Origin of the sequence: Mycobacterium sp. UM_CSW, assembly GCF_000455205.1 — a bacterium.
Lineage (GTDB): Bacteria > Actinomycetota > Actinomycetes > Mycobacteriales > Mycobacteriaceae > Mycobacterium.
Window position 1 is genome coordinate 215,655 of the sequence record NZ_AUWQ01000001.1, and the last position, 16,182, is coordinate 231,836.

Here is a 16,182-nt window from a genome sequence, read left to right on the forward strand (position 1 = left end):
GTTGATACCCCTCTGGTGACGAAACAAACACCGGGCGACGGCCAACGACTCGGCCGGCGCCGCTCAGTTAAGTTATTGAAACATTAACTTACTGAATGATCGAGCGGTACGCCAGTGCTGGCGGACATGCGCTGTGCTGTCGCTAGCCCGTGCGGTGAGGTGCGTCGCCCGACGCCGTTATGGCCTCAGGAGGGGATGGCGGCGGGTTGCGCCGGCTCGTGCCGGTGTCGCCGATCCGCGACGATGCCCGAGAGCAACTGGCGCCTGGCCTTGACGATGTCGTCGAGGAGCTGCAGGGCTTCGGCCACCGATCCCACCACCTGCAAACCGTGGTCGGTGATGATGTGCAGCAGCGGGCGCATCGCAGGGCCGGCGACCACGCTGCAGTGCACCCGCGCCTGGCGATGCTCGTGGTTGAGCGACAGCAGCGCCCGGAAACCGTCGAGGCTCAAAAATTCCAGCTGGCTCAGGTCGAGGATCAACGGGGTTTTCAGGCGGGAGAAACGACGGATCGTCTGGGCGAACTGGTCGGCATTCGACGCGTCGATCTCGCCATCGACGCGCAGGACGGTGCCCAGGCTGCGCGCATAAACGTAGAGCCGCGCGCCGTCGAAGTCGGCCATGTAGCGGCAGCTGGCGGGTTGTTTGTTCTGGGGTAGATCCATGGAACGGTGAGCAGTCATCTCGTGCACCAATCGGCTGGTGAGGGGGAGCGGCAGGTGCGCCGTGCACCGCGCTCGAAAAAGAAGCTGTGAACTCAACCTGGTTTACATGCTAGCCGCCGCGGCGCACAGCCGTGGCGAAATGGGAGTGCGGGTTTTCGGGGCCGGCCCGCGGGCCAGGTGGGACGGGGGACGTGGCGCGGCAACCTGCATTGAACATTCGTTTTCTGGCCGGGATGCATCCGCCTCCCGTTCGCTTTCGGGCCCCTTGCGGCCGGGGTTTCTCGCCGGCAAGAACGGGAACCCGGCGCCGGTGGACGTTTCTGATCTTCTGGCCAAGCCCTTTCAATGGGGATCCGCACTGCGCGGTCGCCGGTTTTTCCATCCGGTCGGCGTACTCGCCGAGGGCTCGCTCGAACGTGTCGCCCCCGCGGCCGACGGCCTGCCCGTCCCGTCCTCCCGCGTTGTCGCCCGAATCTCCAAAGCCGCCGGCACCCCAGGGGTGCTGCCCGACTTCATCGGCCTGGCGCTCCGCGTCGCACCCCAGCAGGTGGCGGCGTCACCGTGGGACATCCTGCTGGTCTCGGCGGGTTCGGGTGTGCTGGCCCGGGCCGTGGCGCTGCGCCCGACCACGTCCTGGTCCGGCCAGACCCTGACCAGCCTGATGCCCTTTCGCTATCAGGGCAGCGTCTGGTGGCTGAGGGCGCGAATCATCAGTGATGTCAATGGCTTTGGACTGTCGCTGGACACCGTCGAGCAGGCCATCGGCAATACCGGCATCGACTTTGCGATTGACCAGGCCTGCGGCCGGGGCGATTTCACGCCACTGGCGCGGCTGAGCTTGACCGGCGTCCTTGACCCCGAGCCGGACGTGTCGTTCGATCCGGTCGCCAACACCGCGCCCGGGGTGAGCCTCTACCCCGATTGGCTCGCCGATCTGCGGGGCCGCGCCTACCGGCGCAGCCGCGACGGCAGGGACGCCGAGTGAGGCCCTGAACTACCGGACGCGCCCGAGCAGGTGCCGCAGGGCGGTGTCGAGGTCGGGTTGACGAAACCGGTGCCCGGCCGCCGTGAGCTTGTGGGGAACCACTTTCTGGCTGGCGCACGCGAGTTCGCGGGCGCCCTGCTCGCCCAACAGCAGGCGCGGCCCCAGGGATGGCACGGGCAGCAGTGCCGGCCGGCGCACGACATGGGCGAGGGTGCGGGTGTACTCGCTGTTGCGGACGGGTTGCGGCGCAACGGCATTCACCGCGCCCGACAGGCCGGTGTCCCACACCGCACGGTGGTAGACGTCGACCAGATCGTCGATCGCGATCCAGGACAACCACTGCCGGCCGTCGCCGAGCCGTCCGCCCAATCCCGCGCCGAACAGCGGACGCATCAACTTCAGGGTGCCGCCGCGGGGTGACTGCACGATGCCGGTGCGCACCCGCACCACCCGCGCACCGGCCGCCTCCGCGGGCGCCGTCGCGTCCTCCCACTCGGCGACGACGTCCGCCAAGAACCCGTCCCCGCGATCGCTGTCCTCGGTCAGGGATTCGTCGCCGCGGTCGTAGCCGTAGAACCCGATCGCCGAAGCCGAGACGAATGCGGCGGGCGCGGGGTGGGTTCGGGCCACCAGTTCGGCCAATCGCCGGGTCGGGCCGATCCTGCTGTCGCGAATCGCATTTCGGTGGGCGTCGGTGAACCGGCCGGCGATCGAGGCGCCGGCGAGATGGATTACCGCGTCGACCCCGTCCAGCAGGTTCGGATCCGGGTCGTCGGGATTCCACCGACGCTCGTCGCCGCCGCCGGCAGTCCTGCGGACCAGCGTGATGACGCGGTGGCCGCCCGTGCGCAGGAACGCGGTCAGTGCCGAACCGACCAGCCCCGACGCCCCCGTGACGGCAAAGGTTGCGGCGCCGAGACCGGCCTCGCGGGCCAGCCGGTGCGCGGCCAGGTCGTCGGCCAGCTGGCGGTGCCGGTAGGCGAACATGGGACGCAGCAACGACCCCGGCACCGGCGTGTCGACCCGGTCGATGACCTTGGTGCGGTTGCCGCCGACATCCTCGAAGTCATGGGTGTGTCGCCACCGCACCGCGATCCGCGCCGGCAGGGCCGCCGGCCCGCCGCCGGCGATGGCGTCGACGAATCGTCTTGGCGGATCATAGGAGTCGGCTTGGTGCTCGGCCACCCAGCGCAGCCCCCCGGGCAGCGCGAGCGTGGCGCGCCCGTTCTCGAGCGAGTCGGCCTCGGTGAGGATGCGCATGGGCTGCCACGGCGGCGAGAGCCGGTTGAAGGCACCCGGCCTGGCGTGCCAGGCGAACACCTCGTCGCGCGGTGCGTCGATGACGCTCGAATACTGCAGCCCCATCGCTCGAACGTTAGCGGTCCGGCAGTGCGTGCTCCACGATGGGCAGGCGCGGCTGCGGCTGCCGCTCGCCGCGCTTGGCCGCCAGGTAGACGTGCGCGGTCTCCGTTGCCACCGTCCGCCAGTCGAAGTTGGAGGTGAGCCGTTCGCGGGCCGCGCGGGCCCGCCGCTGCGCGGCGTCGGGATCGTCGAGCACGGTGCGGACGGCCGCGGCCAGCGCCGCCACGTCGCGGGGCGGGAACGACACCCCGGTCTGGCCGTTGATCACGGCCTCGCCGAGGCCGCCGATGTTCGAGGTCACCAGCGGAGTGCCGGCCGCCGCGGCCTCCAGGGCGACGAGCCCGAACGGCTCGTAGTGGCTGGGCAGCACAGCCGCGTCGGCCCGGTGCAGCAGCGCGAGCAGCTCGGCGTGCTCGAGGTGTCCGACGAAGCGGATCGCCTTGAGCACCCGGTGTTTACGGGCCTGCTCGATCAGCCAGTCCTGCTGGGTGCCCTCCCCGGCGATGGTCAGGGTGGTGCCCGGGTGGCTGCGCCGGATCCGCGGCAGTGCCGCGATGGCGTCGTGCACGCCCTTCTCGTACTCCAGGCGCCCGAGGTAGAGCAGCTCGGCCGGGCCGGTGCGCGGCCGGCGGGGCGCGAAGGGCCAGCGCGCCGCGTCAATGCCGTTGCGGATCACCGTGATCTCGGCCAGGCCGGGACCGAACAGCTCGGTGATCTCGTCGGCCATCGACGCCGAACACGTGATCAGCGAATCGGATTCGCGCACCAGCCACGACTCGACCGCGTGCACCTGTCGGCTGATCGCGCCGCTGACCCAGCCCGAATGCCGGCCCGCCTCGGTCGCGTGAATCGTGGAAACTATTGGCGCGTCGTAGAACTGGGCAAGGGCGACGGCCGGGTGGGCGACCAGCCAGTCGTGCGCGTGCACGACGTCGGGACGCCACGGCCGGTCGCTGCCGTATTTCTTGAGCGACAGCCCGGCGCGGATCATCGAGTGACCCATCGCCAGGGTCCAGGCCATCATGTCGTTGCTGAACGTGAATTCGTGCGGATCGTGTGCGGCCGCGATGACGCGGACGCCCTCGCTGATCTCGTCGCAGGACGGGTGGGTGCTGGGATCGGTGCCCGTCGGCCGGCGCGACAGGACGACGACGTCGTGGCCGGCGGCGGCCAGCGCGGTCGAGAGGTGATGCACATGCCGCCCCAGCCCGCCGATCACCACCGGCGGGTATTCCCACGACACCAGCAGGATCTTCACGCGTGGGCCCCCCTTCGGTGGCGCGAGGGGCCCCAAAATGCCGCACACACCGGCGTGTCGCCGTACATTTGGGGACCCTCGCGGCAAGGGGAGGCGCTCACCGGGGCAGCCTACGCGCATCCAGGGCACCGAACAGGCCGTCGGCGCGGTTCCAGCCGTCGGCCAGCCGCTGCGCGGTGTCGCGCCGGCCCGACGCCAGCGCGCCGGCGATCTCGCGGGTGGCGTGCGCGTGCAGGTGCGCGCGGTAGCGGGCGTAGTCGGCGGCCGAGTCCTTGCTGACCATGAACGGCCAGTCGCTGGACACGGTGAGCAGGGTCTCGCGCAGGATCTGGTCGGCGACGTGATCGCGGGGCACTGGGCCGTCCAGCGACGCCGGCTGCGACCCCGTTTGTGACAAGGCCTTGTCGACCGTGCTCAGCGCCGTGTCGACCACCTCGTTGTTGAGCTGCACCAGGTCGGCCACCTTCTCGCCGGCCCACACCTGCCAGTCCTTGCCCGAGCCCCACGAGCTGGGCGGCAGCGCGACCGCGTCGCCGACGAATCCGCCGTCGATCGCGTCGCTCAGCGTGCCGACGCGCACGCCGGCGGCGGGCAGGGCCCGCAGCACCCGCGCCAGCCACGTGGGGCCCTCGTACCACCAGTGGCCGAACAGCTCGGTGTCGAAGGCGGCGACGACGTGGGCGGGGCGCCCAATGCGCTCGGATTCGCTGCACAGCCGGCTGCGGACCACCTCGACGAAGTCGGCGACGTGGGCGTCGACGGCGCGGTCGGCGCGCTCGGGATCGTAGGGCGCCTTGCCTTCCGACGGCACGTTGCGCCCGGTGACCCGGGCCGGCTTGAGGCCGGTCAGGTGGTCGTAGGTGTGGAAGTCGCGGTAGGCGGCGTGGCCGGGGTAGCCGGATTTCGGCGACCACACCCGGTAGCTGACCTGCAGGTCGCGCCCGAACGCGACCACGTCGGTGTCGCCGACGGGCCGGCCCAGGGCGGTGTCGCCGTGCAGTGACGGGCCGTCGACCATGAAGTGCGTGACCCCGGCGGCGGCGTAGTCGTGTTCCATGCCGGGGGCGTAGGCGCATTCGGGGGCCCAGATGCCGGTCGGGAAGTGTGCCAGGCGCTGCTGCGCATCGGCGAGGCCCTCGCGCAGCGCGAACTCGCGCAGCCGCGGGTTCAGCAGCGGCTGGAACGGGTGGGCCAACGGGCCGCCGAGCAACTCCACCGTGCCCGCGTCGATCAGGGCGCGTAGCAGCGGGCTGGCGCCGTGCCGCCACAGGGTGGCGTAGTCGTCCAGCGCCTGGTCGGCCTCGGCGCATTCGCGAATTCCGAAGGCCCGCAACGCTTCTGGGGTGCAGGATTGGTAGTCCGCCGACTTCGAGCCGCGGGCCGTGCGCACGCTGGCGGCTTCGGTTGCCCGCAGCCGCCAGTTCGCGAGCCAGTGATGCATGCCGTCGAGGCAGTACGGGTCGTCGAGCTGGGCGTTGACCACCGGCGTGACGCCCAGCGTGACGAGGCGGTGGCGATCCTCGTCGGCCAGCGGGCGCAGCACCCGCAGCAGCGGGAGGTAGGCCGCCGCCCAGGACTGGTAGAGCCATTCCTCGCCGACCGGCCAGCGGCCGTGGTGGGCCAGCCACGGCAGGTGGGTGTGCAGCACCAGCGTGAACATGCCGGGAACGTGCGGGGCGCTCACGGCCGCACCGCGATCGCGATCAGGTCCAGGCTTTCATCTATGTCGCGGTCGCCGGCGTCGAGGAGGTCGAAGTCGTCACAGGTGACCGCGGCGACGTCGGCGGCCAGTTCGGGCGGCCACGGCGCGTCTGCAACCGCCCGCCGGATCTGCGCGTCGATGATCGACCCGCCGTGGCGCGCGTCCATTTCGCGCAGGCGCGGGCCGTGAAACAGCCCGCGGACCGCGACATCGCGGAAGCCCGCGTCGACGAGCAGCTCGGTCAGCTCGTCGGCGTTGAGTTCGCGGGTGTGGAACGGGTTGACCGGGGTATCGCGCCCGGGTGAGAACGTGATCCGGTTGGGGGTGGACACCATCAGCAGCCCCGAAGGCCGCAGCACCCGGGCGCACTCGGCGACGAATTGTGGCTGATCCCACAGGTGCTCGATGACTTGGAAGTTCACCACAACATCCGTCGACGCGTCGGGCAGCGGCAGCTCCGCGAGGTTGGCCTGCATGACCTCGACGCGGGGGTAGCGGTTGCGGACGTGGGCCACCGCGGCCGCGTCGTAGTCCACCGCGACGACCCGGCGCGCGAAGGCCGCGATCAGGTCGGCGCCGTAACCCTCGCCGCAGCCCGCCTCGAGCACCTCCCGGCCCGCGCAGCGCGGCGCAAGCCGCTGGTAGACGACCTGATGCCGGCGAAACCAGTAGTTCTCGATGTCCAGGTCCGGGATGGTGCGCTCGCCCGTCAGCGTCAATACCGCGTCGACCGCTGCAGGGCCCGATGCCTGCGGGCCGGGCGCGTCCGAGGGGACGTCGGGGAGGAATGCGCTCATTGAATAGGCAGGCTAACGCGAAGTGTCCGATTCGCGAACCGGCGAAGTGGGCACCCCGGCCGAGATGGACAGACGGGCCGAAAGAACCTGCACTACGACCCGCTATGGTGTGAGAGCAGACCGCACAAAGTTACCCGCCGGTAACACGCCGTGCAGTCTTTTAATGTGCGTGGCCGAGGTCCGCAGTCGAGCGCTGTGTGACCCCTTCGAGGAGGACGAACCAGACTCATGACGAACATCGTGGTCCTGATCAAGCAGGTCCCAGACACCTGGTCGGAGCGCAAGCTCACCGACGGCGATTACACGCTGGACCGCGAGGCCGCCGACGCGGTGCTGGACGAGATCAACGAGCGCGCCGTGGAAGAGGCGCTGCAGATCAGGGAGAAGGAAACCGCCGACGGCGTCGACGGGTCCGTGACCGTGCTGACCGCCGGGCCCGAGCGGGCCACCGAGGCGATCCGCAAGGCCCTTTCGATGGGCGCCGACAAGGCCGTCCACCTCAAGGACGACGGCATGCACGGCTCGGACTTGATCCAGACCGCCTGGGCACTGGCGCGCGCGCTGGGCACCATCGAGGGCACCGAGCTCGTCATCGCGGGCAACGAGGCCACCGACGGCACGGGCGGCGCGGTGCCGGCCGTCATCGCCGAGTACCTCGGCCTGCCGCAGCTGACCCACCTGCGCAAGCTGTCCATCGAGGGCGGCAAGGTCACCGGCGAACGGGAGACCGACGACGGCGTGTTCACGCTTGAGGCGACACTGCCCGCGGTGGTCAGCGTGACGGAGAAGATCAACGAGCCGCGCTTCCCGTCCTTCAAGGGCATCATGGCCGCCAAGAAGAAAGAGGTCACGGTGCTGACCCTGGCCGAGATCGGCGTCGAGAGCGACGAGGTGGGCCTGGCCAACGCCGGCTCGACCGTGCTGTCGTCGACGCCGAAGCCGCCGAAGACCGCGGGCGAGAAGGTCACCGACGAGGGCGAGGGCGGCAACCAGGTCGCGCAGTACCTGGTCGCCCAGAAAATCATCTAGCACGAGCACGAAACCCACAGACGAGAAGAGCGAAATAACCCATGGCTGAAGTACTGGTGTTGGTCGAGCACGCCGAAGGCGCGCTGAAGAAGGTCACGTCCGAACTGATCACCGCCGCCCGCGTGCTGGGCGAGCCCTCCGCCGTCGTGGTCGGCGCGCCGGGCACGGCGGCGCCGCTGGTCGACGGCCTGAAGGAGGCGGGCGCCGCCAAGATCTACGTCGCCGAATCCGACGACGTCGACAAGTACCTGCTCACCCCGGTCATCGACGTGCTGGCGTCGATTGCCGAATCCAGTTCGCCGGCGGCCGTGCTGCTGGCCGCCAACGCCGACGGCAAGGAGATCGCTGGCCGGCTCGCGGCCCGGCTCGGCTCCGGCCTGCTGGTCGACGTGGTCGAGGTCAAGGAAGGCAACAAGGCCACCTACTCCATCTTCGGTGGCGCGTTCACCGTCGAGGCGCAGGCCAACGGTGACACCCCGATCATCACGGTGCGTGCCGGTGCGGTCGACGCCGAGCCGCAGGCCGGCGCCGGTGAAGAGGTCACCGTCGAGGTGCCCGCGCCCGCGGAGAACGCCACCAAGGTCACCTCTCGCGAGCCCGCGGTTGCCGGTGACCGCCCGGAGCTGACGGAGGCCACCATCGTGGTCTCTGGCGGTCGCGGCGTCGGCAGCGCGGAGAACTTCAGCGTGGTCGAGGCGCTGGCCGACTCGCTGGGTGCCGCCGTCGGCGCGTCGCGCGCCGCGGTCGACTCCGGCTACTACCCGGGCCAGTTCCAGGTCGGCCAGACCGGCAAGACGGTGTCGCCGCAGCTCTACATCGCGCTGGGCATCTCCGGGGCGATCCAGCACCGCGCGGGCATGCAGACCTCGAAGACCATCGTCGCGGTCAACAAGGACGAAGAGGCACCGATCTTCGAGATCGCCGACTACGGCGTGGTGGGCGACCTGTTCAAGGTCGCCCCGCAGCTGACCGACGCGATCAAGGCGCGCAAGGGCTGATTTCGCCCGCGGCCGGGTCCATCCCCGGCCGAGAACCTAAGCGCGGCAAGCGATCCCGGGATGACGCCCGGCGTTTCGCTTGCGGTGACGAGTAATTCGTGCCGCTGCGGCGGCACCCGCGGTCCTGCGTCCGTTAACCGCGCGGTCAATTAGGGCCAAATTTCGCGATATTTCGTCATCTGACGTGCACCGACACGTCACAGCGTCGATGCCGACTAGCTCATCGGTTGCGCCACGTTGTTTCCCATGAGCATTGCTTCTGTCCTGATAGCCGCCGACGCGCCGGACGGCGCGGCGACCAGCTCGGCCGGGCCGCGCTATTCGCTGTTGCTGTCCACCGATCCCACCTTGATCGAGGCGGCGCAGCGGCTCCGGTACGACGTATTCACCAGCACGCCGGGTTTCGCCCTGCCGACCGCCGGTGCCGAGGGCCTCGACGTCGACAGGTTCGACGAATACTGCGACCACCTGCTGGTGCGCGACGACGACACCGGCGAGCTGGTGGGTTGCTACCGGATGCTGGCGCCCACCGGAGCCATCGCGGCCGGAGGGCTTTACACCGCAACGGAATTCGACGTCCGCGCCTTCGACCCGCTGCGGCCGTCGTTGGTGGAGATGGGACGTGCGGTGGTTCGCGACGGTCACCGCAACGGTGGCGTCGTGCTGCTGATGTGGGCAGGCATCCTGGCCTACCTGGACCGCTACGGCTACGACTACGTGACCGGCTGCGTGTCGGTGCCGATCGGCGACGAGTCGGACGGGGACACTCCCGGCAGCCAACTGCGCGGGGTGCGCGACTTCATCCTGAACCGCCACGCCGCGCCGCCGGAGTACCGGGTGCACCCCCACCGCCCCGTCCGGGTGGCCGGGCGGGCCCTCGACGACATCCCCGCGCCGCCGCGGCCCTCGGTGCCGCCGCTGATGCGCGGCTACCTGAGGCTGGGCGCCCAGGTCTGCGGTGAGCCCGCGCACGACCCGGACTTCGGCGTCGGCGACTTCTGCGTGCTGCTGGACAAGCGACGCGCCGATACCCGATATCTCAAGCGGCTGCGGTCGGTGTCGGCGGCTTCCGAAATGGTGGGCGGCGCGCAGTGAACGCCCCCGCCGCCCACGCCTGGCTGCCCCGCGCGACGTGTGACAGCAGCTGTGTGCGGGTCGGCCCCGCGTCGTCGCGGTGGCGGGTGGTGCTGCGGGTGACGCTTCGGATCATGCTGGCGCTGCTGTTGGCGGCGGTGGTGCCGCTGGCGCTGGTGCCGCTGCCGGGCCAGATGCGGGTGCAACGGTTCTGCTGCCGGGTGCTGCTGCGCTGCTTCGGTGTCCGGATCAGCGTGTCCGGCAGTCCGATCCGCAACCTGCGCGGGGTCCTCGTGGTCAGTCCCCACATGTCCTGGCTGGACGTGTTCGCCATCGGCTCGGTGTTGCCCGGCTCGTTCGTGGCCCGCGCCGATTTGTTCGGTGAGCTCGCGGTGCGCCTGCTCAAGATCATTCCCATCGAGCGGGCCAACCTGCGGCGGCTGCCCTGGGTGGTCGAAACGGCCGCCCGGCGGCTGCGCGCGGGTCAGACCGTGGTGGCATTCCCGGAGGGCACCACGTGGTGCGGGGTGGCCTGTGGCTCGTTCTACCCGGCGATGTTCCAGGCCGCGATAGATGCCGGCCGCCCGGTGCAGCCGCTCCGGTTGACCTACCACCACGTCGACGGCGGCGTCTCGACCGCTCCCGCCTTCGTGGGTGACGACACCCTGTGGCGCTCGATGTGCCGGTTGCTGGCGGTGCGCCGCACCTTGGCGCACGTGCACGTCGAATCCCTGCAGCTGCCGGGCACCGACCGGCGGGCGCTAGCCCGCCGCTGCGAGTCGGCGGTGGGTGTGGGAGTGCCGCAGCGCCCCCGGCGCCGCCACGTGCTGGTGGGTTAGCCACAAAGACCTGCAGGTATCGTGGGGCGCGTCATGGTTTATCTCGACCACGCTGCCACCACCCCGATGCACCCCGCCGCCATCGAGGCGATGACGGCCGCGCTCGGCACCGTCGGCAACGCGTCCTCGCTGCACACCAGCGGACGGGCGGCGCGGCGGCGCATCGAGGAATCGCGGGAGCTGATCGCCGACAAACTGGGCGCGCGCCCGTCGGAGGTCATCTTCACCGCGGGCGGCACGGAGAGCGACAACCTGGCCGTCAAGGGCATCTATTGGGCCCGCCGCGGCGCCGAACCGTCGCGCCGGCGCATCATCGCCAGCGAGGTGGAACACCACGCGGTGCTGGACTCGGTGAACTGGCTCGTCGAGCACGAGGGCGCCGAGGTGACCTGGCTGCCCACCGCCGCGGACGGGTCGGTGTCGGCGGCCGCGCTGCGCGAGGCGCTGCAGAGCCACGATGACGTCGCGCTCGTGTCGGTGATGTGGGCCAACAATGAGGTCGGCACCGTGATGCCGGTCGCGGAACTCGCCTCCGTCGCAGCCGAATTCGGCGTTCCGATGCACAGCGACGCCGTTCAGGCGGTGGGGCAGTTGCCCGTCGACTTCGCGGCCAGCGGTCTCTCGGCGATGAGCGTGACAGCGCACAAGTTTGGTGGTCCGCCCGCCGTGGGGGCGCTGCTGCTGCGCCGCGACGTCGCCTGCGTGCCGCTGTCGCACGGCGGTGGACAGGAGCGCGACATCCGTTCCGGCACACCGGATGTCGCTGGCGCCGTCGGCATGGCGGCGGCAGCCCGGATCGCGGTGGACGGCCTCGAGCCGAACAGCGCGCGGCTGCGGGTGTTGCGCGATCGCCTGGTCGAGGGCGTCCTGGCCGGCATCGACGACGTCAGCCTCAACGGCGCCCGCGACCCGTTGCGGCTGCCGGGCAACGCGCACTTCACCTTCCGCGGCTGCGAGGGCGATGCGCTGTTGATGCTGTTGGACGCCAACGGGATTGAGTGCTCGACCGGCTCGGCCTGCACCGCCGGTGTGGCGCAGGCGTCGCACGTGCTGGTCGCGATGGGCGCCGACCCGGCGAGCGCGCGGGGGTCGTTGCGACTGTCGTTGGGGCACACCAGCGTTGATGCCGACGTGGATGCGGTGCTGCGGGTGCTGCCCGGCGCCGTGGACCGCGCCCGGCGGGCCGCGCTGGCCGCCGCGGGGGCGCCGTAAGTGAAGGTCCTCGCCGCGATGAGTGGCGGCGTCGATTCGTCCGTCGCCGCCGCCCGCATGGTCGACGCCGGGCACGACGTGGTCGGCGTGCACTTGGCGCTGTCCTCGGCACCGGGCACGCTGCGCACCGGTTCGCGGGGCTGCTGTTCCAAAGAAGACGCCTCGGATGCGCGCCGCGTCGCCGACGTGCTCGGAATCCCCTTCTACGTATGGGATTTCGCGGAGAGGTTCAAGGCGGACGTGATCGACGACTTTGTCGAGTCGTACGCGCGCGGTGAGACCCCTAACCCGTGCGTGCGGTGTAATCAGCGGATCAAGTTCTCGGCGCTGTCGGCGAAGGCCGTCGCGCTGGGCTTCGACACCGTGGCCACCGGCCACTACGCTCGGCTGTCCGGCGGGCGGCTGCGCCGCGCCGTCGACCGGGACAAGGACCAGTCCTACGTGCTGGCCGTGCTGACCGCCGAGCAGTTGCGGCACGCGGCGTTCCCGATCGGGGACACCCCCAAGCCCGAAATCCGGGCCGAGGCGGCCCGGCGCGGGTTGGCCGTCGCCGACAAGCCGGACAGCCACGACATCTGCTTCATCCCGTCCGGGGACACCCGGGCCTTCCTGGGGGAGCGCATCGGGGTGCGCCGCGGCGCCGTCGTCACCGCCGACGGGGCGGTGCTGGCCAGCCACGACGGGGTGCACGGTTTCACCATCGGGCAACGCAAGGGGCTGGGCATCGCCGGTCCGGGGCCCGACGGCCGCCCGCGCTATGTGACTTCGATCGACGCCGAGACGGGGACGGTCGAAGTCGGGGAGGCGGCCGACCTCGACGTGCGCGGCCTGGTCGGGCGGTCGCCGGTGTTCACCGGGGGAGCCCCGCTGGACGGGCCCGTCGAGTGCGTGGTCCAGGTGCGCGCGCACGGCGAGACGGTCGGCGCCGTGGCCGAACTGGTCGGCGACGAGCTCGTCGTACGGCTGCGCGCCCCGCTGCGTGGCGTGGCGCCCGGGCAGACGCTGGTGCTGTACCGCCCGGATCCCGACGGCGACGAGGTGCTGGGCAGCGCCACGATCGCCGGCACTTCTCGCTGATTCCGCGCGCTGAGCGCCCGCGCTGAGCGCCCGCGCTGAGCGCCCGCGCTGAGCGCCCGCGCTGAGCGCCTCAAGGATTCATTAAGGATCCGCCAAGGGCGGTTTCCGATCCTTTCCGTGACAGCCAGGAAAGGAGCCAACGGAGATGAGCACCCAGCAAGTCGCGGCCCGTGAGGAATCGTCCGTCCAGACCAACGCTTTGGCTATCGCGGCGTTCGTGCTGAGCCTCATGGGCATGTACGGCAGCCCGCTGCTGAGCAGCATCTTTGCCGTCGTCGCGCTGCATCAGGTCAAGCACCGCGGGCAGAACGGCTTCGGGTTGGCGATCGCGGCCCTGGCGGTCTCGGCGGCCATGACGGCCCTGCACGTGGCGATGTGGGTCAAGTACGGCCACCCCAACTTCGAGCTGATGGCGACGGCGCACTGGTGAGGAGTTAGCCCGGGATGTTGGCCGCGATGTTCGTCATCACGATGTCCGACACCGATTGCGCGAAGCCGCAGAACGTGACCTCCACCATGGCCACCTTCAGCACCCGGTAGTCGCGGCCGCACCCGCCGGGTCCGAGGTGCAGCGATGTCGCGTCGGCGGTCCACCCGCCGACCAACGACTCGCCCGCCGAGCCGCCCGCGCAGCCTCTGACGGCGCCGACCAGGGCGCTGAACGCCCGGCGCGCGGTGTCGACGTCCTGGTAGGCGGCGGCGCCCTCGGAGATCAGCGCTCCGTCGGGCGGGTCCTGGAAGGTGGTCTTGTGGAACTCCTCGATGTCGGGGCCAAAGGTCGCGGTCTCGGCATAGAGGAACCGGCATTCGGCGGGCGTCGCCTCAGCGAGCGCGTCGATGTCCACCGGGCGGGTGCCGTCCATCGAGGGGATGATCGTCAGGTGCTCGCCCGCGCCGGTGATGGCCCGCATCCGTGACTGGTCCAGCAGGATCGTGTCGACGTTGACGCCCTGGACGCCCTTCGCGGCGGGCCCGAATCCCGGAAGCGCGGTGCCGCCCACCACCCGGGTGCACGCCGCCGCCAGCAACACCGCGCCCACCAACAGCAGCGGCCTGGTGAACCTCGCTCTACGCCCCACCGTTTGCACCCTTCTCGGCTAGAACCTACCCCGCCGCAACACCCCTCGCGACCGGCGCGCTGGGCGACGTCGAATACGGTTGGCCGGTGAGTGTTTTGGCGCATCCGTTCGCGACGGGCAGCGGCGTCGGATCGTGGCCCGGCACCGCGGCGCGCGAGGCCGCCGCGGTGGTGGTCGGCGAGCTGGCGGGCGCGTTGGCCCACATCGTCGAGCTACCCGCCCGCGGAGTCGGTGCCGACCTGGTCGGACGGGCCGGCGCGCTGCTGGTCGACGTCGCGATCGACACGGTGCCGCGCGGCTATCGCATCGTGGCCCGGCCCGGCGCCGTGACGCGCCGCGCCGTCAGCCTGCTCGACGAGGACATGGACGCGCTGGAGGAGGCCTGGGAGACGGCGGGCCTGCGCGGCGGTGAGCGCGTTGTCAAGGTGCAGGCCCCCGGGCCGATCACCCTGGCCGCCGGGCTCGAGCTGGCCAACGGGCACCGGGCCATCACCGACCCTGGGGCCGTGCGCGACCTGGCGGCGTCGCTTGCCGAAGGCGTTGCGGCGCACCGTGCTTCGCTCGCTCGGCGCCTCGATACGCCGGTAGTGGTGCAGTTCGACGAGCCGTCGCTGCCGGAGGCATTGGGCGGGCAGCTGAGCGGGGTGACGGCGCTGAGCCCGGTCGCCGCGCTCGACGAGGCCGTTGCCCTGGGACTGCTCGACACGTGCGCCGCTACCGTCGGCGCCGACGTGCTGGTGCACAGCTGCGCTTCTGGGCTGCCGTGGGATCTGTTGCAGCGCAGCGGGATTGGCGGCGTATCCGTGGACGCCGGCACCCTGCGCGCCGAGGACCTGGACGGCATCGCCGCATTCGTGGAGTCGGGCCGCACCGTCGCGCTGGGCGTGGTCCCGGCGACGGCGCCGCCCAAGCGGCCGTCGGCCGAAGAGGTCGCCACCGCCGTCGTCGCAGTGACCGATCGGCTCGGATTCGGCCGCTCGGCGCTGCGCGACCGCATCGGCGTGACCCCGGCGTGCGGCCTGGCGGGCGCGACGCCGCAGTGGGCCCGGACCGCGATCGAGCTCGCCCGCAAAGCCGCCGAGGCGTTCGCCGAAGACCCGGACGCCATCGATTAGGCAACCAGCTGGTTGCGTTTCCCTGAAGGATGTGCTGAACTAAAAGGCAACCAGGAGGTTGCATATGAGTACTGATCAAATCCAGAAACAAGTCGTGTTGCGCGCGCCGCTGGACCGGGTGTGGCGAGCCATCACGGACGCCGAGCAGTTCGGGCGCTGGTTCGGCGTCCGCTTCGACGGGCCATTCGTCGCAGGGCGGCCGGTCGCCGCGACCATCACCCCGACCACCGTCGACGACGAGGTGGCCAAGCGCCAGGAGCCACACGCCGGCGTGACGACCACGTGGGAGATCGTCGCGATCGAGCCCCGACGGCGATTCGCCTACCGCTGGCAGCCGTGCGCGGGCGAGCCGGATGCGGACGATGAGCCGACCACGCTGGTCGAGTTCACCCTCGCCGAGACGCCCGACGGCGTGCTGCTCACCATCACCGAATCGGGTTTCGACGCCATCCCGGCGGCGCGTCGCGCTTCCGCGTTCGAGGCGAACTCCGAGGGCTGGGCCATGCAGACCGACCTCGTGCGCCGGTATCTGGAGGGCACCCGGGTATGAGCGCCGTCGGCGCGCCGCTGTTCGACGCGCTGGGGGACGCGAATCGGCTACGCATCGTCGTCCGGCTCTGCGACGTCGGGCCGTGCTCGACATCGCAAGTCACGCAAGCCATTCCGGTCACCCGGCAGGCGGCCAGCAAGCACCTGGCGCTGCTCGAATCCGCGGGAGTGGTCACCAGCGCCCGCCGGGGTCGCGAGCGGGTCTGGACGGTGCGGACCGAACCGCTAGCCCAGGCCAGCGACTACCTCGACCAGCTGTCGCGGCGCTGGGATGCCGCGGTGGAGCGGTTGCGGGCGTACGTGGAAGAGGAGTGAGTCACTCCGGTCACAGCTCGGAGGGATGTGCCGTAGTGCCCGCCTCACAGCGACTACTGACTCGGCCGGCGTCGGGCTCGCGAATTGTCGCTATGAGGCGGGCACAAGGGGTGCCGCTTGTTGCCT

At 70.8% G+C, this 16,182-nt stretch carries 17 protein-coding genes; 11 read left to right on the top strand and 6 right to left on the bottom strand.

What is annotated here, in order from left to right; all coding sequences use genetic code 11:
• Positions 1–185 precede the first annotated feature (185 nt).
• Positions 186–623, bottom strand: coding sequence for an STAS domain-containing protein (locus N415_RS01100; RefSeq protein WP_068176222.1), 438 nt, complete (start codon positions 621–623; stop codon positions 186–188).
• A gap of 352 nt (positions 624–975) precedes the next feature.
• Between N415_RS01100 and N415_RS01105 the strand changes: the two genes are divergently transcribed.
• Complete coding sequence (locus N415_RS01105; protein WP_068176225.1) at positions 976–1,650, top strand: phosphodiesterase; 675 nt, start codon at positions 976–978, stop codon at positions 1,648–1,650.
• Positions 1,651–1,659: 9 nt separating this feature from the next.
• Here the strand turns inward: N415_RS01105 and N415_RS01110 are convergent, their stop codons facing one another.
• The 4 genes from N415_RS01110 to N415_RS01125 form a co-directional block, all read right to left on the bottom strand.
• Positions 1,660–3,015: a TIGR01777 family oxidoreductase gene (locus N415_RS01110; RefSeq protein WP_068176089.1), complete on the bottom strand. Its 1,356-nt coding sequence runs from the start codon at positions 3,013–3,015 to the stop codon at positions 1,660–1,662.
• A gap of 10 nt (positions 3,016–3,025) precedes the next feature.
• A complete protein-coding gene (locus tag N415_RS01115) occupies positions 3,026–4,270 on the bottom strand; it encodes a glycosyltransferase family 4 protein (RefSeq protein ID WP_068176094.1) in 1,245 nt (414 codons plus the stop codon).
• Positions 4,271–4,367: 97 nt separating this feature from the next.
• Positions 4,368–5,930 carry a glycoside hydrolase family 57 protein gene (locus tag N415_RS01120; RefSeq protein WP_068176097.1) on the bottom strand — a complete coding sequence of 521 codons (1,563 nt, stop codon included), beginning with the start codon at positions 5,928–5,930 and terminating at the stop codon, positions 4,368–4,370.
• Positions 5,931–5,950: 20 nt separating this feature from the next.
• Positions 5,951–6,769 carry a class I SAM-dependent methyltransferase gene (locus N415_RS01125; protein WP_068176099.1) on the bottom strand — a complete coding sequence of 273 codons (819 nt, stop codon included), beginning with the start codon at positions 6,767–6,769 and terminating at the stop codon, positions 5,951–5,953.
• A 228-nt stretch (positions 6,770–6,997) separates the two neighbouring features.
• Between N415_RS01125 and N415_RS01130 the strand changes: the two genes are divergently transcribed.
• The 7 genes from N415_RS01130 to N415_RS01160 all read left to right on the top strand — a co-directional run bounded on the left by N415_RS01130 (position 6,998) and on the right by N415_RS01160 (position 13,428).
• Entirely contained in the window at positions 6,998–7,798 is an 801-nt protein-coding gene (locus tag N415_RS01130) for an electron transfer flavoprotein subunit beta/FixA family protein (RefSeq protein ID WP_068100173.1), read from the top strand.
• A gap of 41 nt (positions 7,799–7,839) precedes the next feature.
• A complete protein-coding gene (locus tag N415_RS01135) occupies positions 7,840–8,796 on the top strand; it encodes an electron transfer flavoprotein subunit alpha/FixB family protein (RefSeq protein WP_068176102.1) in 957 nt (318 codons plus the stop codon).
• Positions 8,797–9,042: 246 nt separating this feature from the next.
• Positions 9,043–9,891, top strand: a complete 849-nt coding sequence (locus N415_RS01140; RefSeq protein ID WP_068176105.1) for a GNAT family N-acyltransferase — start codon at positions 9,043–9,045, stop codon at positions 9,889–9,891.
• Positions 9,888–10,709 carry a lysophospholipid acyltransferase family protein gene (locus N415_RS01145; RefSeq protein WP_068176109.1) on the top strand — a complete coding sequence of 274 codons (822 nt, stop codon included), beginning with the start codon at positions 9,888–9,890 and terminating at the stop codon, positions 10,707–10,709. The genes N415_RS01140 and N415_RS01145 overlap by 4 nt, the downstream gene beginning before the upstream one ends.
• A 33-nt stretch (positions 10,710–10,742) precedes the next feature.
• Positions 10,743–11,921 (top strand): cysteine desulfurase family protein, encoded by a 1,179-nt coding sequence (locus tag N415_RS01150; RefSeq protein WP_068176112.1) that lies wholly within the window; start codon positions 10,743–10,745, stop codon positions 11,919–11,921.
• Positions 11,922–12,998, top strand: coding sequence for a tRNA 2-thiouridine(34) synthase MnmA (gene mnmA / locus N415_RS01155; RefSeq protein ID WP_068176114.1), 1,077 nt, complete (start codon positions 11,922–11,924; stop codon positions 12,996–12,998).
• A gap of 145 nt (positions 12,999–13,143) precedes the next feature.
• Positions 13,144–13,428 carry a DUF4190 domain-containing protein gene (locus tag N415_RS01160; protein ID WP_068127284.1) on the top strand — a complete coding sequence of 95 codons (285 nt, stop codon included), beginning with the start codon at positions 13,144–13,146 and terminating at the stop codon, positions 13,426–13,428.
• Between the two features lie 4 nt (positions 13,429–13,432).
• Here N415_RS01160 and N415_RS01165 read toward each other — a convergent pair whose 3' ends face one another.
• Entirely contained in the window at positions 13,433–14,077 is a 645-nt protein-coding gene (locus N415_RS01165) for a sensor domain-containing protein (RefSeq protein WP_193376372.1), read from the bottom strand.
• An 86-nt stretch (positions 14,078–14,163) separates the two neighbouring features.
• Between N415_RS01165 and N415_RS01170 the strand changes: the two genes are divergently transcribed.
• From N415_RS01170 to N415_RS01180, 3 genes are all read left to right on the top strand, one after another.
• On the top strand, positions 14,164–15,192 hold the full coding sequence (locus tag N415_RS01170) for a methionine synthase (protein ID WP_068176117.1): 1,029 nt from the start codon (positions 14,164–14,166) through the stop codon (positions 15,190–15,192).
• A 64-nt stretch (positions 15,193–15,256) separates the two neighbouring features.
• Positions 15,257–15,742 (top strand): SRPBCC family protein, encoded by a 486-nt coding sequence (locus tag N415_RS01175; protein WP_068176120.1) that lies wholly within the window; start codon positions 15,257–15,259, stop codon positions 15,740–15,742.
• The gene (locus tag N415_RS01180; protein WP_068176122.1) at positions 15,739–16,056 is read left to right on the top strand and encodes a metalloregulator ArsR/SmtB family transcription factor; all 318 of its coding nucleotides are present in this window, start codon (positions 15,739–15,741) and stop codon (positions 16,054–16,056) included. Before N415_RS01175 ends, N415_RS01180 begins: the two co-directional genes overlap by 4 nt.
• Positions 16,057–16,182 lie beyond the last annotated feature (126 nt).

Excerpts from the sequence above, each read along its gene's own strand:
- N415_RS01160 (WP_068127284.1), top strand. The coding sequence starts at position 13,144 with ATGAGCACCCAGCAAGTCGCGGCCCGTGAGGAATCGTCCGTCCAGACC.
- N415_RS01150 (WP_068176112.1), top strand. The coding sequence starts at position 10,743 with ATGGTTTATCTCGACCACGCTGCCACCACCCCGATGCACCCCGCCGCC.
- N415_RS01180 (WP_068176122.1), top strand. The coding sequence starts at position 15,739 with ATGAGCGCCGTCGGCGCGCCGCTGTTCGACGCGCTGGGGGACGCGAAT.
- N415_RS01135 (WP_068176102.1), top strand. The coding sequence starts at position 7,840 with ATGGCTGAAGTACTGGTGTTGGTCGAGCACGCCGAAGGCGCGCTGAAG.
- N415_RS01175 (WP_068176120.1), top strand. The coding sequence starts at position 15,257 with ATGAGTACTGATCAAATCCAGAAACAAGTCGTGTTGCGCGCGCCGCTG.
- N415_RS01120 (WP_068176097.1), bottom strand. The coding sequence starts at position 5,930 with ATGTTCACGCTGGTGCTGCACACCCACCTGCCGTGGCTGGCCCACCAC.
- N415_RS01100 (WP_068176222.1), bottom strand. The coding sequence starts at position 623 with ATGGCCGACTTCGACGGCGCGCGGCTCTACGTTTATGCGCGCAGCCTG.
- N415_RS01110 (WP_068176089.1), bottom strand. The coding sequence starts at position 3,015 with ATGGGGCTGCAGTATTCGAGCGTCATCGACGCACCGCGCGACGAGGTG.
- N415_RS01130 (WP_068100173.1), top strand. The coding sequence starts at position 6,998 with ATGACGAACATCGTGGTCCTGATCAAGCAGGTCCCAGACACCTGGTCG.
- N415_RS01125 (WP_068176099.1), bottom strand. The coding sequence starts at position 6,769 with ATGAGCGCATTCCTCCCCGACGTCCCCTCGGACGCGCCCGGCCCGCAG.
- N415_RS01140 (WP_068176105.1), top strand. The coding sequence starts at position 9,043 with ATGAGCATTGCTTCTGTCCTGATAGCCGCCGACGCGCCGGACGGCGCG.